The sequence below is a fragment of the Alteromonas sp. ABE4_545 genome (assembly GCF_056161325.1).
This window is the reverse complement of record NZ_JBSWYY010000023.1, coordinates 36571-53950: the sequence shown is the minus strand read 5'-3', so window position 1 is coordinate 53950 and position 17380 is coordinate 36571. Positions and strand designations below refer to the sequence as shown.

18 protein-coding genes are annotated in these 17380 nt (G+C 46.0%); 10 read left to right on the top strand and 8 right to left on the bottom strand.

Features of this window, described 5'->3' with window-relative positions:
* Window positions 1-286: 286 nt before the first annotated feature.
* Both ampE and ampD read right to left on the bottom strand, forming a co-directional pair.
* On the bottom strand, window positions 287-1159 hold the full coding sequence (gene ampE, locus ACXAH6_RS16555; RefSeq protein ID WP_474878614.1) for a beta-lactamase regulator AmpE: 873 nt from the start codon (window positions 1157-1159) through the stop codon (window positions 287-289).
* Window positions 1160-1165: 6 nt separating this feature from the next.
* Window positions 1166-1723 carry a 1,6-anhydro-N-acetylmuramyl-L-alanine amidase AmpD gene (gene ampD, locus ACXAH6_RS16550; protein ID WP_474878612.1) on the bottom strand — a complete coding sequence of 186 codons (558 nt, stop codon included), beginning with the start codon at window positions 1721-1723 and terminating at the stop codon, window positions 1166-1168.
* 82 nt (window positions 1724-1805) lie between these two features.
* On the opposite strand from ampD, the gene ACXAH6_RS16545 reads away from it, so the two are divergent.
* The 10 genes from ACXAH6_RS16545 (at window position 1806) to ACXAH6_RS16500 (ending at window position 9404) form a co-directional block, all read left to right on the top strand.
* Window positions 1806-2321, top strand: coding sequence for a retropepsin-like aspartic protease family protein (locus tag ACXAH6_RS16545; RefSeq protein ID WP_474878610.1), 516 nt, complete (start codon window positions 1806-1808; stop codon window positions 2319-2321).
* Between the two features lie 20 nt (window positions 2322-2341).
* Complete coding sequence (nadC, locus tag ACXAH6_RS16540; protein ID WP_474878609.1) at window positions 2342-3202, top strand: carboxylating nicotinate-nucleotide diphosphorylase; 861 nt, start codon at window positions 2342-2344, stop codon at window positions 3200-3202.
* Between the two features lie 242 nt (window positions 3203-3444).
* Window positions 3445-3888 (top strand): pilin, encoded by a 444-nt coding sequence (locus ACXAH6_RS16535; protein ID WP_474878607.1) that lies wholly within the window; start codon window positions 3445-3447, stop codon window positions 3886-3888.
* 90 nt (window positions 3889-3978) lie between these two features.
* Window positions 3979-5190 (top strand): type II secretion system F family protein, encoded by a 1212-nt coding sequence (locus ACXAH6_RS16530; protein WP_474878606.1) that lies wholly within the window; start codon window positions 3979-3981, stop codon window positions 5188-5190.
* Window positions 5191-5252: 62 nt separating this feature from the next.
* Window positions 5253-6137, top strand: a complete 885-nt coding sequence (locus ACXAH6_RS16525; RefSeq protein ID WP_474878604.1) for a prepilin peptidase — start codon at window positions 5253-5255, stop codon at window positions 6135-6137.
* Window positions 6137-6760, top strand: a complete 624-nt coding sequence (gene coaE / locus ACXAH6_RS16520; protein ID WP_474878602.1) for a dephospho-CoA kinase — start codon at window positions 6137-6139, stop codon at window positions 6758-6760. The genes ACXAH6_RS16525 and coaE overlap by 1 nt, the downstream gene beginning before the upstream one ends.
* A gap of 99 nt (window positions 6761-6859) precedes the next feature.
* Window positions 6860-7612, top strand: a complete 753-nt coding sequence (gene zapD / locus ACXAH6_RS16515) for a cell division protein ZapD (RefSeq protein ID WP_474878600.1) — start codon at window positions 6860-6862, stop codon at window positions 7610-7612.
* A 2-nt stretch (window positions 7613-7614) separates the two neighbouring features.
* Window positions 7615-7842 carry a DNA gyrase inhibitor YacG gene (gene yacG, locus ACXAH6_RS16510; RefSeq protein WP_474878598.1) on the top strand — a complete coding sequence of 76 codons (228 nt, stop codon included), beginning with the start codon at window positions 7615-7617 and terminating at the stop codon, window positions 7840-7842.
* Window positions 7843-7850: 8 nt separating this feature from the next.
* Window positions 7851-8720 (top strand): aspartoacylase, encoded by an 870-nt coding sequence (locus tag ACXAH6_RS16505; RefSeq protein ID WP_474878596.1) that lies wholly within the window; start codon window positions 7851-7853, stop codon window positions 8718-8720.
* A gap of 246 nt (window positions 8721-8966) precedes the next feature.
* Entirely contained in the window at window positions 8967-9404 is a 438-nt protein-coding gene (locus ACXAH6_RS16500; RefSeq protein ID WP_474878595.1) for a (R)-mandelonitrile lyase, read from the top strand.
* 87 nt (window positions 9405-9491) lie between these two features.
* Here ACXAH6_RS16500 and mutT read toward each other — a convergent pair whose 3' ends face one another.
* The 6 genes from mutT to ftsA form a co-directional block, all read right to left on the bottom strand.
* Window positions 9492-9875, bottom strand: a complete 384-nt coding sequence (mutT, locus tag ACXAH6_RS16495) for an 8-oxo-dGTP diphosphatase MutT (RefSeq protein ID WP_474878593.1) — start codon at window positions 9873-9875, stop codon at window positions 9492-9494.
* A complete protein-coding gene (secA, locus tag ACXAH6_RS16490) occupies window positions 9875-12577 on the bottom strand; it encodes a preprotein translocase subunit SecA (protein ID WP_474878591.1) in 2703 nt (900 codons plus the stop codon). Before secA ends, mutT begins: the two co-directional genes overlap by 1 nt.
* A gap of 176 nt (window positions 12578-12753) precedes the next feature.
* Window positions 12754-13647, bottom strand: coding sequence for a M23 family metallopeptidase (locus tag ACXAH6_RS16485; RefSeq protein WP_474878589.1), 894 nt, complete (start codon window positions 13645-13647; stop codon window positions 12754-12756).
* Between the two features lie 166 nt (window positions 13648-13813).
* Entirely contained in the window at window positions 13814-14725 is a 912-nt protein-coding gene (gene lpxC, locus ACXAH6_RS16480; protein WP_474878587.1) for a UDP-3-O-acyl-N-acetylglucosamine deacetylase, read from the bottom strand.
* Between the two features lie 153 nt (window positions 14726-14878).
* Window positions 14879-16036, bottom strand: coding sequence for a cell division protein FtsZ (gene ftsZ, locus ACXAH6_RS16475; protein WP_474878586.1), 1158 nt, complete (start codon window positions 16034-16036; stop codon window positions 14879-14881).
* Window positions 16037-16144: 108 nt separating this feature from the next.
* Complete coding sequence (gene ftsA, locus ACXAH6_RS16470; protein WP_474878584.1) at window positions 16145-17374, bottom strand: cell division protein FtsA; 1230 nt, start codon at window positions 17372-17374, stop codon at window positions 16145-16147.
* Window positions 17375-17380 lie beyond the last annotated feature (6 nt).

Here is a 17380-nt window from a genome sequence, read left to right as displayed (position 1 = left end):
AGAAACCGTTCGCCGCAAGGATGCGGCGACACGAGCGTACAGGGAAGTATTCACCGCGTGTTTCTGAGCCGAGCCTGTTCACTGCCGAGCGAACTACGGAGAAACCAAGGTGGATGTCTCCGCTCAATACACCGAAGTTTCGAGTGCGCGCCAAGCGGTGGCAGTGTGCATCAGAAACCGTTTGCCACAGGGATGTGGCAATCCGAGCGCCCAGGGACTGGGTTTACAGCGTGTTTCTGAGGGACACTGTGACCGCCAAGCGAACGGACTACGGAGAAACCAAGAGTTAACTCAACAACCCCATCAACGTCAAAATCGCCGTTACACTCATTAATAAAACAATATTACGCTTCGCCAATGTAACCAATGCCTTAGGCTCAGTCGACGCATCCCATTCTTCACGAGGCGTAGCTTCTCGTACATACTCCGCTTGCCCCGCCACTTCCGTCAATACCACTTCGGCAGGCACAACAACATCAGGCAAGTAACGCAACCACACAGGTAAAGCCTTGGAAAAATCTCCAACCAACAGTAAGCCGAAAGCGGTGATCCGCGTGGGAACAAAATCAACGATATGCAGCAATTTTTTCAGCATTTTCGCTTTGTCTTCATCACCTTCAGAACAGAAATAAGAGAAATGTTCACGCAATAGAACGTAAAACACCGCCCCCGCCGCGCCAAACACCACAAAACTCAACAGCACAGCAGCATAGTGTTGATAATTCAACCAAAGAAGATGTTGACCAAAGCTCTTCCCCTGCTCCGCCGGCGCTTCTCCCGTCGGCGGCAATAATTCTCTACAGTGCCCCAATTGCTCTGTATATAAAGAACAGGCCTCTAAATCGCCACGCGACGCCGCATCTAAAAATTTACGGTAAATGTCGCGTAAGACCGGGCAACCAATACAGATAAATAAAATGACAGTCTCAGCAACAAAACCCAAGAACCCACCTAAGACCCAATCAGTGATAAGTGCGACCAAAAGCGCAGGTAAAAGTAATTGGCCGTAAACCGACACCGCATCAGTGCGCTCAGTTAACCAACCACGAGACGTTAACCATTCTCTGTAACGACGCGCATAGTACTGGCCTCTCCAGCCTTCGTTTTTTGCAACTAGGCGCTCCATAGCCAGTACAATAAGTAAGCTAATCAATACCATGATGTATTATTTTCTCCTTAAATCGGCAACCCGTTGGCGATAATGCCCCCAGTCAAATGCCACACCAGGATCGGTTTTTCGCCCTGGCGCAATGTCATTATGCCCCACAATTCGCCCCAACGTTACCTTCGGAAAATGAAAAAGTACATGCTGGGTTACCTCTACCAAGCGCGCATATTGAATAGGTGTGTAAGGCAATGTATCGGTCCCCTCCATTTCTATACCAATCGCATAGTCGTTGCAGCGCGCTCGCCCTTGAAAACTCGACACACCCGCATGCCACGCTCGCTGGCTAAATGGTACATACTGCTCCACAACACCGTCACGGCGAATGACGCAATGAGCAGAAACACGCAACGTCGCGATTTGTTCATAAAACGGGTGCTCATCAGGGTTAATATTCCCCGTAAACAATTGCTCAATACCTTTGCCGCCAAACTCGCCCGGAGGCAAACTAATGTTGTGAATAACAAGAACACTGACATCATCCGGATCAGGTCTGTCGTCAAAATGCGGAGAAGGAATGCGTACAGCTTGAGTAAAGTAATCGCGCTCAGACGACATACTTTCCACTCCATTAATGTTTGAATACTGCTAGTCTGACACTATTTAGTTATCAACACCATAAGGACACTAAGGCCACAGCATGAATGAAGAAAACCAAGTCAAACGCACAGGCGCATGGATGTACGTGCTAGCATGGATAAGTGGCTTTGTTTTACTTATTGCTGTTTTCGACGGTTTACTCGACTTTCAATACAACCCCAATGCTTCACCAGAGTCTCGTACGGTAGGTCGTCAAATTGAAGTTGTATTGAAGCGCAATAAACAAGGTCATTATGTGAGTGGGGGCACGATTAATGGGGTAAATGTCACCTTTATGGTTGATACTGGCGCTACATCTGTCGCTATACCAGCACAACTGGCCAATGACTTACACTTGACGCCCGAACGACAAGGCTACGCCAATACCGCAAATGGCCGAGTGGCAATCATGACAACGACTCTGCATGAACTCACCATTGGGAATATTGTTCTTAACGATATTCAAGCAGTGATCAACCCTGGTATGCAAGACGACGAAATATTACTGGGAATGAGTGTTTTAAAGCAGTTAGAGTTTACTCAACGACAAGATACGTTAATATTGCGCACACTATAGATGTAACAGGAAAAATTACCGTGTCTCAACCGCAACTCCCAGCCCAATCTCACATCGAAGAACAAGTCCGACAGGCTTTTGCCGAAGATTTAGGTGGCGTTTGTGACATGACACAAGATATCACCGCCAATCTCATTCCTGAACAACAGCAGTCATGCGCAACAATTATTACCCGTGAAGACTGCATTATTTGTGGTATTGCTTGGGCGAAGGCTGCATTCAGTATGGCCTCAGATACCATCAAGCAAGAATGGTTGGTCGCCGATGGTGATAAATTGTCAGCCAATAGTGAACTGGTAAAACTGTCTGGGCCTGCCCGAGCATTATTAACAGCAGAACGTATTGCCCTAAACTTTTTACAAACACTTTCGGCTACTGCAACCACAACACATTATTATGCAAGCCTATTATCGCATTCTAAAACCACCATATTAGACACGCGGAAAACACTTCCTGGTTTGCGTCTCGCACAAAAATACGCCGTAGCATGTGGTGGTGGTCAAAACCATCGTATTGGATTATTTGACGCTTATCTCATCAAAGAAAATCACATTGCCGCATGTGGTTCTATCGTTAATGCGGTTCGTCAAGCAAAGCAAAATAACCCCGGCAAGCCGGTAGAAGTAGAAGTGGAGTCTATCGACGAGCTTGAACAAGCTATTGAAGCACAAGCAGATATTGTAATGCTCGACAATTTCACCACAGAACAGATCCAACGCTCAGTAGCACTCAATCAAGGTAAATGTAAACTTGAGGTCTCAGGTAATGTGACAGATGCAAGATTGAGCGAACTCGCCGATTTAGGTGTGGACTTTATTTCTTCTGGAGCCCTCACTAAACACGTGCAAGCCATTGATTTATCGCTACGTATCACTATGTAGCGAGCTTCTGTCCAGTGCCTGTCACTCAGGTAGTGCATTGGGCAGAATGCGACCATTCGACAAGTAACTAAGTTATACGGTCTTTAAAAACCTAGACATGTGTATGATTTCTGATACTTGTCGACCAGCCATCTCCTTCTATACTGAGATCAAGTACTCCAAACGTGGTGACAGCGATAAGAGTATGAATTTTAACTTTACCATTTGTGACAAAGACTGAGCTTAGCGGCCTGGAGATGACCATGAAAAAAATCCAAGTAAATAATAAAGGTTTCACTTTAATCGAACTAATGATCGTTGTAGCCATTATCGGTATTTTGGCAGCCATTGCGCTTCCTGCTTACCAAAGCTACACAGAAAAAGCGCGTTTTACTGAAGTTATCAATGCAACATCTGTTGCAAAGTCAGCGGTTGAAGTGTGTGCACAAACTGCATCTGGTGCCACAGAAGCTGCAATTCTTGCAAACTGTAACGGTGGTGCTAGTGGCATTCCAACGAACGTAGTAGCGGCAGACGGCGTAACCGGTTTAGCAACTGCACTAGGTGTAGTAACAGCAACTAAAGCCACTGACTCAGCGATTCAAGGCGCAGGTACTTACACCCTAACACCTACACTTCCAGATATCGCCGACGGCAACCGCCGCGTAGCTTGGGCAGCAGCATGCGTGCCTACAACCTTGTGCTAAGAGCACTCACAACAACACAACGAAAGTAGCCCAGTTTCACTGGGCTTTTTCACCTCTGGCATTCCTATTTTCTGATTCTGGTTAACGTTTATGGCCAAAGCAACCACCACATTTACTTGGAACGGAACTGATCGTAGTGGCAGTAACCGCAAAGGAGAAATTTCTGCAGCTTCATTAATAGAAGCCCGAAATTTACTGCGACGCCAGGGAATATCGGTTGTTAAGGTTAAAAAGCTGGCCAAACCGCTTTTTGGCCGAAGCGCAGATAAAATAACCGCCACAGACATTTGTGTGATGTCTCGGCAAATCGCTACTATGCTTAGCGCGGGCGTAACACTTATTCAATCATTAGATATGATTGCCCAAGGGCACAACAAAGCTTCAATGCGCAAGTTGCTCAGTGACATTGCTAATGAAGTGAAAGCCGGTAACCCCTTGTCTCACGCATTGCGACAACACCCTAAATATTTTGACGACCTCTATTGCGACCTAGTAAAAACCGGCGAGCAATCTGGTGCACTTGAAACGATTTACGACCGTATTGCTACCTATAAAGAAAAGGCTGAAGCCCTTAAGTCAAAAATTAAAAAGGCCATGTTTTATCCCGTAGCAGTATTAGTCGTGGCATTTATTGTTACTACCATTTTGTTGATTTTCGTGGTGCCGCAATTTGAAGAAATTTTCAGTAGTTTTGGCGCCGAGCTGCCCGCCTTTACCCAGTTTGTTCTCGCAATTTCACGATTCGTTCAAGACTATGGGGTGTTTATTGGTATTGGGATGGCTATCGGCATTTTTATGTTTATCCGCGCCCATTCAAAATCACAAAAGCTACGTGATAATGTAGACAAAACCCTACTCAAAACCCCGATTATTGGCGAAATTTTAAAGAAAGCCTCGATTGCCCGTTTTACCCGAACCTTGTCGACTACCTTTGCCGCAGGCGTGCCACTGATTGGCGCACTGGAGTCGGCAGCCGGAGCGTCAGGCAACGCGGTTTATCGCGATGCCATTTTATTTATAAGAAAAGAAGTTGCCGGCGGTATGTTAATGAATACCGCCATGCGAGCCACAGCGGTATTCCCTGATATGGTGACACAGATGATCGCTATCGGCGAAGAATCGGGGGCGGTAGATGATATGCTCAGTAAAATTGCCACCATTTACGAAGCCGAAGTCGACGATATGGTTGATGGCCTCACAAGTCTCTTAGAGCCTATGATAATGGCAGTACTTGGCGTGGTAATCGGAGGTTTGATCGTAGCGATGTACCTTCCTATCTTTCAAATGGGTCAAGTGGTGTAATATCATAGGGTTAAACAGTCTGTTTCCCCGTAACAGATAATTCAATATCACATAAGGCAGCTATGCAGGCAGTAATACAACTCAGCTACGAACAACCTTGGTTTTTTACCGCTTTGGTATTTGTTGTCAGTCTAATGGTGGGTAGCTTTCTCAACGTGGTGATTTATCGTCTTCCCATTATGATGGAAAAAGATTGGAAGCAAGAATACCAATCTTATTTTCACCCTGAGCAATCGACATCCGATGATGATAGCCCTACGTTCAACCTCGCCAAGCCAGATAGCCGCTGTCCCAAATGCAACCACAAGATCCGTATATGGGAAAACATTCCGCTATTGAGTTACCTCATTTTGGGTGGAAAGTGTGCCGGTTGCCACACGTCGATTTCGCTGCGCTACCCTGCTGTTGAACTGCTTACCGCTCTATTGTGTGGCTGGGTAGCTTATTTTTATGGGCCAAGCCCACAAGCTTTAGCTGTGGTGTTATTCACATGGCTATTGGTAGCCATGACCTTCATTGATTTAGACAAAATGCTATTGCCGGATCAGCTTACACTTCCGCTATTGTGGATAGGGCTACTATTGAGCACTCAATCAATATTTGTCTCCCCTACCGATGCCATTACGGGCGCTGCCATTGGTTATCTCATTTTGTGGAGCATATATTGGCTATTCAAACTCGCCACTGGCAAAGAAGGCATGGGCTATGGCGACTTTAAGCTACTTGCCGCACTGGGAGCTTGGGTTGGTTGGCAAGGGCTGTTACCTATTATTTTGATCTCGTCTGTGGTCGGTACCCTGTTTGGTATTGTTATCGCTATTCGTCAACGACAGGGGCACAACTTAGCGATCCCATTTGGTCCCTATTTAGCCATTGCCGGATGGCTTACATTACTTTATGGTCAGGCGTTAACACAATGGTATCTCGCATGGGTAGCTAACGCATAATGCCACACAAATACAATAATACATGGGTAATAGGGTTAACAGGCGGCATAGGTTCTGGAAAAACCGCCGTCAGTGATGGGTTCGCAGAAAAAGGTGTACCAATTATTGATGCCGACATCATTGCGCGAGAAGTTGTTGCTATTGGCAGTCAAGGGTTAGAAAAAATAACGGCAAAGTTCGGCCCTTCGGTTGTTCTTGAGTCCGGAGAACTTAACCGCGCCTCGCTCAGAGAAATAGTCTTTCACAATTCAGAGGCCAAAGAGTGGCTGAATGAATGTTTACATCCTCTGATACGTGAAAAAATGTTACACGATATTCAGGCTGTAAATAGCCCTTATTGTATTCTGGCTGTGCCTTTGTTGCTAGAAAACGGCTTGGATGTTATGGTTGATCGCGTGTTAGTGGTTGATTGTAATGAAGAATTACAACTAGAGCGCGCCATGAAGCGAGACGGCAGCAATGAAGCGACGATCCGCAATATCATTGCCTCGCAGATCTCCCGAACAGAAAGAGTAAAACGCGCCGACGAGATTATACAAAATAACGGCTCGCTAGACGATTTATCCCCCCAGATTGAGGCGTTGCATCAGTCTTTCATGCAATTAGCCTGTACGCAATCTTAAGCGGTTTACGACACACGCTTTATTTCCCGTTAGTATAGACTTACACTACACATTGAATTCAACTTTAGTTGCACGTAGTTTTGCCCGTTAAGGACGTTAATGACCCAGGCTGTATATGAGTTTCCGCTGAAAGAAAAAGTACGAAATTATTTGCGTATCGAACAAATACTCGCGCAAATAAAAGCGGGCGCTGCTCAGTCTGAAGGTGATTCTCAGCGCTATTTCTTTGAACAACTATTTACCTTACTCGATCTATTCGACCGACTAGATCTGCGTACGGACATTATTAAAGACCTCGACAGCCACGAGAAAAACCTTGTGGTATGGTCGCAACACCCGCAAATAGACAATAACGCATTGCAGCAAACCTTGCGCAGTATCGTACATTTAAGAGATACCCTTAAAACCTGCAAAAAGTTTGGTACAGCCCTCAAAGAAGATAAATTTTTAGCTTCGATAAAACAGCGTTTTTCGATCCCTGGTGGCACGTGTAATTTTGATTTGCCCAATCTGTATTTTTGGCTTCAACAGCCATTGGACGAGCGCCAAGCCAATATGCGAAGCTGGCTAGACGAACTCGCCATACTTGATAATGCAATATCTATCGCGCTGTCGTTTTTACGAGAGAGGGGCAAACTACAACCCCTTGTTGCTAAGGGCGGTTTTTATCAGGGTGTTGCTGAAGACAAAGTCGAACTTATCCGTGTTGAGTGTGATGTTGACGGGGGCTATTACCCTACACTCAGCGGCAACAAATATCGCTTCGCACTCAGATTCTTGTGGTTTTCCCCTTCTGAAAATCAATCTTCGGCGGTAGAATCAGATATCCAATTTGCTATGGCCAACTGTTAAAAATGCACGTTAAATGTCCAACCTGCCAAGCTGACGTTGTTTGGCAAGAAGAAAGCCTATACAGACCATTTTGCTCAAAGAAATGCCAACTTATTGATTTGGGTGAATGGGCAAGTGAAGAAAAAGTAATTAGTACAAAAAACGATAAAGCTGACGCTCCGACAGAAATAGATATCGAAGAAATAGAAGCGATGTTGGCTGAACAACACGCCGACTTTTTTAAACACTGAGGATAACGATGATAAAATCAGTCGCGGTTATTGGTGCAACTCATGGCAATGAAATGAGTGGTATTCAATTAGTCAGTAATTGGATAAACCATGGCATTCCAGCCGAGTATGACGATCTAGCAATTAGCTGCCACCTTGCCAATCAAGCAGCGCTAGACGCTAACGTGAGATTTATAGAAGAAGATCTCAACCGTCAATTTACCGAGGCACGTCTTAACGACGAGAACACTCAGGTACTCGAAACAAAGTTAGCACAACAGCTCAACCAGTTACTTGGCCCCAAAGGTAATGCAAAGCACGACCTTGTGATCGATATACACAACACCACAAGTAACATGGGCGCCACCCTCATTATTCTTGAAGCAGATGACTTTAATCTGCAAATGGCTCGCTACGTAAAACACGTAATGCCTGAAGCCAACATATTGGTTGAAGACGAAAAACCCTACCTCGATCATCACTACCTGTGCACAACAGGCTCTAAAGGCGTAATGATAGAGGTTGGCGCACAGCCACAAGGTTTATTGCGCGCCGATGTGTATCTGGCCACCGAAAAAATGGCGCACGCCATTCTGACGTTCGTTCAGCTATACAACGACAACGCTTTACCCGCGTTACCCCAGTGTGAAGCCTTTCGCTTTGGTGAAAATATTCTTTACCCTATGGACGAACAAGGGCGAAGAACTGCCATGATCCACGACTCTTTACAAGATCGTGATTTTGAAACCTTAGGCCCTGAAGAACCGGCGTTCCAAGCCTTTACTGGGGAAACTATAGGCTGGCAAGGGGATGAAGTTACCTACCCTCATTTTATTAATGAAGCCGCATATCACAAGCTCAACGTTGCTTTCGCTACCGCCAAACGTTTCATGCTGTAGCAAGGTGAAATGCGCTAACAGATAGGCAGTGACCAACAAGGCTGCCTATTCCCCCCAACCCTACCTATTCACTATCTGCACGAATAGGCAATACATACAGACGAACAAGCATTTCACTTATGCCTCTTGGGTCTTAGCATAGTTATTTTACGCTGGGCCGCTGGCGACAATTGCTATCCTCCCCCACAGGCTCCGGCCCAGCTTTTCAAACCGTTTAAAAGGCGGTTATTTTGACTGGAGCGGATCATGAATAGTGAACAACATACACCTGATATGACAATTCAACGCCAAGGCGAATTTGATGTAATAAAAGGGCCTGCAGATTGGTTTACTGGAGACGTACACATCAGCAGCATGCTCAGTGGAGACGCCCCGTCGCGAGTAGCAGCAGCCGTGGTTAATTTTACCGCTGGTGCCCGAACTCACTGGCATACTCACCCTCTCGGTCAAATACTTTACGTGACAAAAGGTAAAGGTTGGACCCAATGTGAAAATGGCCCCAAAAAAGAAATTCGCGAAGGCGACCTTATTTGGTGTAACTGTGGACGTCGACACTGGCATGGCGCTACTGAGAGTGAAAACATGCAGCACGTTGCGATACAAGAAGCCCTGGAAGGCAAGCCCGTTGACTGGTTTGAAGCGGTCACCGACGAACAATATCTGGTGCCTGTAGAACAAGACTAAGGCCCTATCGAAATACGCACAGCACAACTGCTAAACGTAAAAAGGGCGCATCTTCATGCGCCCTTTTGCTTTATCATTTTTTCCACGTTAGCGTTGTAACGCTTTAATAATCGCCACATTAGCTTTGGGGAAGTCTTCTGGGCGTAACGCACTTACGCTAACCCACTTGCTCGGCTGATTTTCTTTGCCTGTGGGTTCACCTGTAAAGCCTGTTACGCGATAAACGTTTAACGTAACATGCTTATCGCCATAGTCATGGTTAATCTCTACAAGTGGCGCTGAGTGCGTAACCTGAATGCCAATTTCTTCATCCAGTTCTCGTGCTAACGCATCAACAACTGATTCGTTCGCTTCCACTTTGCCACCGGGAAATTCCCACTTTCCACCTTGGTGTACGTCATCGGGGCGCAAACACACAAAGATTTCATCATTGCGCTGTACCACCCCAACGGCGACATTTACGGTTTTCATTAACTCAATTTACCGTGACACTGCTTGTATTTTTTGCCAGAGCCACAAGGACAAGGGTCGTTACGGCCCACTTTCGGCCCTTGGCGCACACCAGCCTGCCCTTGGTCTGACTCGACATTTGCACCGCTTTCTTCGTGTTCAAAGTGCTTAGGTACGTTATCGGCTTGGCGACGCTGCTCTTCTACTTTCTCAACGTCAGACTCAGCTTTCACTTGTACCTTGCTCAGTACCGTAATCACTTCCACTTTCAAGTTTTCAAGCATAGCTGAGAACAATTCGAACGACTCGCGCTTATACTCTTGCTTAGGATTCTTTTGAGCGTAACCACGCAAGTGAATACCCTGACGCAAGTGATCCATCGCCGCTAAGTGCTCTTTCCAGCTTGAGTCCAAATTCTGTAACATCACCGCTTTTTCGAACTGACGTAATACTTCTGGACCTACGATATCTTCTTTCGCTTTGTAAGCCGCTACCACAGTTTCCAAAATACGCTCGCGTAGCTTCTCTTCAAACAGCTTGTCGTCAGCGTCTAGCCACTGCTGAACAGGGGCATCAACTGAGAAATCTGCTTTTAAGCGCTGTTCCAAACCAGCAATATCCCACATTTCTTCCAATGACTGGGGCGGAATATATTCTGATACAACACCGTCCACTACGTCAGCACGAATAGCTTCAATAGTTTCACTGATATCGGCTTCATCCAGCAATTCATTGCGCTGTTCGTAAATCACTTTACGCTGATCATTGGCAACATCATCGTACTCAAGCAATTGCTTACGAATATCGAAGTTACGCCCTTCAACTTTGCGTTGTGCATTTTCAATGGCACGTGTTACCCAAGGGTGTTCAATGGCCTCGCCACGCTCCATACCCAAACGCTTCATCATGCTCGCCATTTTTTCAGACGCAAAGATACGCATTAGGGCATCATCAAGTGACAAATAGAAACGCGAAGAACCTGGGTCACCCTGACGGCCAGAACGACCACGTAACTGGTTATCGATACGGCGAGATTCGTGACGCTCTGTACCAATAATGTGAAGACCACCCGACGCTAACACCGCATCGTGATTTGCCTTCCATTCTTCTTTAATTTTGGCAATTTGTGCTTCTGTTGGGTTTTCTAATTTTTCAACTTCAGCATTCCAATTACCGCCCAACACAATATCGGTACCACGACCCGCCATGTTCGTTGCAATAGTTACTGCACCCGGCTTACCCGCTTGCGCAATAATGTCTGCTTCTTGGGCGTGGAATTTGGCGTTCAGTACCTTGTGGGCAATTTTTTCTTTCTTAAGAATACGTGACAGTAACTCAGAGTTTTCGATAGAAACCGTACCCACCAAGCAAGGTTGGCCACGTTTAACGCATTCTTGAATATCCGCAATAATGGCTTCGTATTTTTCTTCAGCCGTTAGATAGATTAAATCAGCTTTGTCGTCACGAACCATAGGACGGTTAGTTGGGATAACAACTGTTTCGAGGCCGTAAATATGGTTAAACTCAAACGCTTCAGTATCAGCAGTACCTGTCATACCAGCTAGCTTGTCAAACAAGCGGAAATAATTCTGGAAGGTAATAGAGGCAAGTGTTTGGTTTTCGTTTTGAATACGTACACCTTCTTTTGCTTCTACCGCTTGATGCAGGCCTTCAGACCAACGACGTCCTTCCATCGTACGGCCAGTGTGTTCGTCAACGATAACAATTTCACCGTCTTTTACGATGTAATCAACATCTTTTTGGAACAGCTTGTGTGCTCGCAATGCCGCGTTAACATGATGAAGAAGCGAGATATTCCCCGCTGCGAACAACGACTCACCATCAGGCAAGACACCATTGCGCTGAAGAATTTCTTCTACGTGAATTTGGCCTTTTTCGGTCAGGTGAATCTGACGTCCTTTCTCGTCGATAGTAAAATCACCATCGCCTTCTTTGCCTTCTTCGTCTTCTTTTTCCTGTTGTACTAGTTCAGGAATAATAGTGTTGATCTGCATGTACAGCGCCGAACTGTCTTCTGCGGCACCAGAAATAATAAGCGGCGTACGCGCTTCATCAATCAGGATAGAGTCAACTTCATCGATTACCGCATAGTACAAATTGCGCTGTACGCGATCATTCGGGCTAAACGCCATGTTGTCGCGTAGATAATCAAAACCGAATTCGTTATTGGTACCGTAAATAATGTCGCAGCTATAGGCTTCGCGCTTTTGCTCTGGTGACATACCGGGTACGTTACAGCCAACGCTCAAGCCCAAAAATTCATACAGTGAACGGCTCCATTCCGCATCACGACGGGCCAAATAATCATTCACTGTAACAACGTAAACACCTTTACCAGTAAGTGCATTCAGATACGTAGGAGAAGTCGCGGTTAAGGTTTTACCTTCACCAGTACGCATCTCGGCAATTTTACCTTGATGAAGTACTTGGCCACCTAACATTTGCACATCGAAGTGGCGCATGCCATACACGCGCTTACTAGCTTCACGCACAGTAGCGAAGGCCTCTATAAGAATATCATCAAGGCTTTCACCTTTTTCGATACGGCCTTTAAATTCAACCGTTTTTTGCTTTAACGCTTCATCATCCAAAGCCTCGAACGTAGGTTCTAGCACATTTATGGCATCAACGTTTTTTTGTAATTTTTTTAATAGTCGGTCGTTTCGACTGCCAAATACTTTTCTAAGGATGCTTGAAAACATTACTTTGATTTTTCCACTACTGTCTAAAGGGGTTTATCATTGCCAATGGTGACAAGAAAACATGTTAGTTGCATGACAAACCGTGGATTATGACGGTTTAGCCTATGCGATTACAAGACTTAGATTGTCTTGCGTTTAGATTGGCAAAGATAAAGAGAGTTGGCTGCTGCTATAAGCTACTTTTTGTAGACATATGGCAGAGGATCGATTTGTTGCCCGTGTTTTATCACTTCGTAGTGAACATGTGCACCCGTTGAACGACCTGTATTACCCATTAAAGCAATAACCTGTCCTTTGGTAACGACGTCACCCACTGCAACTTCTACAGATTGATTGTGACCATAGCGTGTAACCAACCCATCGCCATGTTCAATCTCAACCAAATAGCCGTAACCGTAACGTTCGCCTGCCCATGTTACAATACCAGCGGCTGTGGCCACTACGCCTTCTCCAGACTCGCCGGCAAAATCTAACCCTTTGTGCATTGCTGGCTCCCCGGTAAAGGGATCAACCCGCATGCCATAATATGAAGACAGCCAACCTGTCTCTATCGGTCTACCCGATAAGCTAATCTGCTCATCTATATGGTGACCCATTACCAATCTTTCAAGCGTCTGCAATTGCATCGTTTTCACTTGCAGCTCAGCTTGTAATTCTTTTATTGGCCCAAGTAACGCATCGCGCTCTTGGCCCAAACCGATATCATCGTTATTTGTTGCAGCTAAAGCAAAGTCATCTAGCGCGTCTTCCTTCATTCCTAGCTCTTTTGCTAGCGCACGAGATTGACCGTCTAATTGACCTAGCATGGTTTGCATTTCAGCCAGCTGCTCTGTAATGACTGATAGCTTTGCATCAGTTTGTGATTTTAACCGAGAAACGGATTCTGATTCTTGCGCAAGATCAGTTTGCGCTAATCGAACTCGGGCGGTGTTTTCCCAAGCTGATTCAGTCGAGCGGCTAGAAACCAATACAAATAACGAAGACAACACGGTAACGCCCACCAGTGTACGTACACTGATGCTTTTTCTGTAGCGCCCCTGCTTCCCACTAAAAGTGATTGTTAATTTCATCGTTATTCGACCCGCCAACTGCGAAGGGTATTTATTATCTGAGCTAGTGTAACCTGTATAGCCGTTCGTTACAATCTAACCAAAAGTTTGATTTTTGTACGATTAACGCTTTTTACGGGCACAAAAAAACCGCCGATTAAGGCGGTTTTTCTTTAGTCTTTTGTGCTTACGCCAATACGGGCTCTGCGTAACGAATAGGGGCTTCTTCGTTAGACTCGTATGTAACGTATTCCCAACAATCTTGCTGAGCAAGCATTGCATTGAGCAACTTGTTGTTCAGGCCGTGACCCGTTTTATATGCATTCAATTCACCGATAATGCTGTGACCACCTAAGTAAAGGTCACCCACTGCATCGAGGATCTTGTGCTTCAAAAACTCGTCATCGTAACGCAAGCCTTCAGGGTTCAACACGCGGAATTCATCAAGCGCTACGGCATTTTCCATGCTGCCGCCAAGTGCCAGATTATTCGCGTTCATGTACTCAAGGTCACGCATAAACCCAAATGTACGCGCACGGCTGATTTCTTCAACGTAAGAGCTGCTGCTGAAATCCATCACCATGTGCTGACGTGTTTGGCTTATAACTGGGTGATCGAAATCGATACGGAAATCGACACGGAAACCGTCGTAAGGACGCAATTCCGCCCACTTATCGCCGTCTTCAACACGAATGGGCTTCTTAATTTGAATAAAACGTTTGGGTGCATTCAGCTCTTCAATGCCTGCTGATTGCAGCAAGAATACAAACGGACTCGCACTACCATCCATGATGGGTAGTTCATTACTGTTTACTTCAACAATAATGTTATCAATACCCAACCCTGCGAGAGCAGACGCCAAGTGCTCCACTGTGTGGATACTCACGCCATCTTCGTTGTTCAAGCAAGTACAAAGCATGGTATTTCCCACCGCATCAGCGCGTGAAGGAATGTCAACAAATGGGTCCAGGTCAATACGCCGAAACACAATTCCCGTGTTCGCAGGCGCAGGCCGGAGAGTCATAGTGACCTTTTCCCCTTTGTGTAAGCCTATACCAGTTTCTTGAACTGAGTTTTTAATGGTACGTTGTCTGATCATTTTTGTATGCTTTTTAACCTATCCAAAAGCGGCCGCGCAGTATACATATACTATTGGCTAATGTCAAAATAGTGTCATATTTATATCGGACACACAAAACAAATTCGTAATACTTTTACAAACTTTGACATTCAGACAGGCTAACCAAACGCTTTAGTCAGCCTGTTTGCGTAGAAACGCTGGAATATCGAGGTATTCCAAATCATTGCCCGGTTGCGCACTTTCATCCGCTTTTAACGCTTGGTTGCCGTCGGTGGCAACTGAGCGACCATGACTTTCTACAGAGCTCGTGAACTCACGACTGTTGCTGATACGCGTTGGCTCATTACTCACCAAAGAGATATCAGGTTTACGCTCTGCACCAATACCCGTTGCTACTACTGTGACACGTAATTCGTCTTGAAGTTCCATGTCAATCACAGTACCAACAACCACAGTGGCGTTTTCTGAAGCGAACGCTTTAACCGCGTTACCCACAGTTTCGAATTCGTCAATTGCGAAATCTGGACCAGCAGTAATGTTCACCAAAATACCACGTGCGCCAGACAAATCGATGTCTTCCAACAACGGGCTGGCAATAGCGGCCTCGGCGGCTTCTTCTGCACGGTCAGCACCCGATGCAGAGCCACTGCCCATCATAGCTTTACCCATTTCAGACATCACTGTGCGAACGTCGGCGAAGTCGACGTTGATAAGACCAGGGCGAGTGATCAATTCAGCAATACCTTGAACCGCTCCACGCAATACATCATTCGCTGCGCTAAACGCTTGTAACAATGGCGTGCCCGGCCCCATCACTTTCAACAGCTTTTCATTAGGGATTGTGATTAATGAATCAACGTTGTTCGCCAATTCAACAATACCCTGCTCGGCAAAAGTCGTACGCTTTTTACCTTCAAACGGGAACGGCTTAGTCACAACAGCAACGGTTAAGATACCCATTTCACGGGCAATCTTGGCCACTTCTGGTGCTGCACCTGTTCCTGTACCACCGCCCATTCCGGCAGTGATGAAAACCATATCCGCGCCATCAAGTGACTGACGAATAGTTTCGCGGTCTTCCTGCGCGGCATCGCGACCCACGTTTGGATCTGCGCCAGCACCAAGACCTTTGGTCACATTCGAGCCAATCTGCAACGTGACGTTGGCAGATGAACTACGCAATACTTGGGCATCGGTATTGATGGCGATAAACTCAACGCCTTCAATGCTATGCGATACCATGTGTTCTACTGCATTACCGCCGCCACCGCCGACACCGATAACTTTAATTACGGCTTCTTCGCCGTGACTATCCATTAATTCAAACATACTGACTCTCCGGTTTGGTACGTTGTATTACATTGAGCTTAGCCTTCAGGTGATCAGATGCCTCCGTGCCAATCACGATGAGTTGACTAAGCGCCCCCTATTTAAAACTTAAAATTCACCTTTAAACCAGCTTTGCACGCGTTTGAAGATACTTTCTCCATTGCGTTGCGTACTGGACTTCTTATTATCCGCTTGTGCTTTGCCGTATTGCAGCAAACCTACAACAGTAGCAAAACTAGCGTCATCCGTATACTCAGAAAGACCAATAATATCAATAGGTTTACCGACTCTTACTGGCATCTGAAAAATTTCTTCTGCAAACTCGACAGCCCCTTCCATTTTGGCTGTCCCTCCGGTTAGTACTAAACCGGCGGCTATTTGCTCTTCAAAACCACTGGCGCGAATCTCGTCGTGCACCAGTTCAAACAGTTCTTGATAACGAGGCTCGATAACTTCAGCCAAGGTATGACGCGACATTACACGCGCTGGGCGACCGCCCACACTTGGCACCTCAATGCTATCTTCCATGCTCACCATGTCTTTCAGTGCGCAGGCATAATTCACTTTAATCTCTTCCGCATTACTAATAGGCGTACGGAAAATTTTGGCGATATCACTGGTAATCTGGTTACCGGCTACTGGGATCACCGCAGTGTGGCGAATTGCGCCATCTGTGTAGATCACCATATCGATAGTGCCACCACCGATATCAACCACACACACTCCCAGTTCGCGTTCGTCATCCGTTAACACGGCATAACTCGACGCTAACGCAGAGAAAATCAATTGGTCTGCGTGCAAGTTGCAACGCTCAACACATTTTACTAAGTTTTTCGCCATGTCATCAGCACATGTGATGATGTGAGCGTCGGCTTCCATACGCACACCAGACATACCCACAGGGTTTTTAATCCCCTCTTGTACATCAATGGTGTACTCTTGAGGCAACACGTGAAGCAAACGACGTTCAGCCGCAATCGGCACTGAACGCGCAGCGTGGATCACGTTATCGACGTCTTCTTGTGTAACTTCCTGATTGTTAATGGGCACCATGCCATTTTCGTTCTGGCACTTTACGTGACGACCTGAAATCGACATAAACACAGAAGACACACGGCAATCAGCCATCAATTCCATTTCGTTCACAGCGCGCTCTACTGACTGAACTACTAGGTTCAGGTCATTAACCCCACCTTTGTCCATGCCTTTTGCGCTGTGCGTACCTACACCAACAATGCTGATGCGGTCGTCGTCCAGCAACTCACCAACAACGGCTTTTACGTGGCTGGTACCAATATCCAAGCCAACGATAAGGTTGCGTTCAGCAGGTTTTGACATAGTGCG

Bases quoted from the DNA above. Each gene is read 5' to 3' on its own strand.
- mutT (WP_474878593.1), bottom strand. From the start codon at position 9,875: ATGAAAACCGTAAATGTCGCCGTTGGGGTGGTACAGCGCAATGATGAA.
- ftsA (WP_474878584.1), bottom strand. From the start codon at position 17,374: ATGTCAAAACCTGCTGAACGCAACCTTATCGTTGGCTTGGATATTGGT.
- ACXAH6_RS16485 (WP_474878589.1), bottom strand. From the start codon at position 13,647: ATGAAATTAACAATCACTTTTAGTGGGAAGCAGGGGCGCTACAGAAAA.
- ampD (WP_474878612.1), bottom strand. From the start codon at position 1,723: ATGTCGTCTGAGCGCGATTACTTTACTCAAGCTGTACGCATTCCTTCT.
- ACXAH6_RS16530 (WP_474878606.1), top strand. From the start codon at position 3,979: ATGGCCAAAGCAACCACCACATTTACTTGGAACGGAACTGATCGTAGT.
- ftsZ (WP_474878586.1), bottom strand. From the start codon at position 16,036: ATGTTTGAATTAATGGATAGTCACGGCGAAGAAGCCGTAATTAAAGTT.
- coaE (WP_474878602.1), top strand. From the start codon at position 6,137: ATGCCACACAAATACAATAATACATGGGTAATAGGGTTAACAGGCGGC.
- ampE (WP_474878614.1), bottom strand. From the start codon at position 1,159: ATGGTATTGATTAGCTTACTTATTGTACTGGCTATGGAGCGCCTAGTT.
- ACXAH6_RS16505 (WP_474878596.1), top strand. From the start codon at position 7,851: ATGATAAAATCAGTCGCGGTTATTGGTGCAACTCATGGCAATGAAATG.
- zapD (WP_474878600.1), top strand. From the start codon at position 6,860: ATGACCCAGGCTGTATATGAGTTTCCGCTGAAAGAAAAAGTACGAAAT.
- ACXAH6_RS16525 (WP_474878604.1), top strand. From the start codon at position 5,253: ATGCAGGCAGTAATACAACTCAGCTACGAACAACCTTGGTTTTTTACC.
- ACXAH6_RS16500 (WP_474878595.1), top strand. From the start codon at position 8,967: ATGAATAGTGAACAACATACACCTGATATGACAATTCAACGCCAAGGC.
- secA (WP_474878591.1), bottom strand. From the start codon at position 12,577: ATGTTTTCAAGCATCCTTAGAAAAGTATTTGGCAGTCGAAACGACCGA.
- ACXAH6_RS16545 (WP_474878610.1), top strand. From the start codon at position 1,806: ATGAATGAAGAAAACCAAGTCAAACGCACAGGCGCATGGATGTACGTG.
- ACXAH6_RS16535 (WP_474878607.1), top strand. From the start codon at position 3,445: ATGAAAAAAATCCAAGTAAATAATAAAGGTTTCACTTTAATCGAACTA.
- lpxC (WP_474878587.1), bottom strand. From the start codon at position 14,725: ATGATCAGACAACGTACCATTAAAAACTCAGTTCAAGAAACTGGTATA.
- yacG (WP_474878598.1), top strand. From the start codon at position 7,615: ATGCACGTTAAATGTCCAACCTGCCAAGCTGACGTTGTTTGGCAAGAA.